The sequence below is a fragment of the Aliirhizobium wenxiniae genome (assembly GCF_019511445.1).
Classification (GTDB): Bacteria; Pseudomonadota; Alphaproteobacteria; order Rhizobiales; family Rhizobiaceae; genus Neorhizobium; species Neorhizobium wenxiniae_A.
This window is the reverse complement of the sequence record NZ_JAEUAN010000091.1, coordinates 1-423: the sequence shown is the minus strand read 5'-3', so window position 1 is coordinate 423 and position 423 is coordinate 1. Positions and strand designations below refer to the sequence as shown.

Genomic DNA, 423 nt, shown 5'->3' with positions numbered 1-423 from the left:
ATTTGATTGTTATCGCCAATCTGTAAAGTGTGTGGTGCCACGCCCGTCGGTTCGTGCCAGACGGTTTGACCGTGACAGCCGATCGCAACGATATCTCTCGCCTGCAGGTTTTGTTCCTTAAGCAAGGCATTGACCGCATCAGCAAAAAGTCGCCCGAGTTGAGTATCAAGCTGTCCAAACTGCGAAAGTGTAAGCTGCTGGCCCTGGCAAATATCCAGTACAGCCTGTTTCAGAGACACCGGGATCGGCCAGCTCAAACTTGCCAGCTGTGCGACCCGGTGTTCATCAATTGTCGCTAACACAACATCAACACCATCAAGGCTGGTGCCTGACATAACGCCAATAAAGCGGCCCGATTTCATAGTTCATCCTTTTTCAATCTGACGTTTGCGCACCACTCAAACATAAACTTTTCGTGAATAC

At 49.6% G+C, this 423-nt stretch carries 1 protein-coding gene; it reads right to left on the bottom strand.

Annotated elements, in window-relative coordinates; all coding sequences use genetic code 11:
- Positions 1-362 (bottom strand): anhydro-N-acetylmuramic acid kinase (locus JNB91_RS30435; protein WP_220329131.1); only part of this gene is annotated, 362 nt, incomplete at its 3' end.
- Positions 363-423 lie beyond the last annotated feature (61 nt).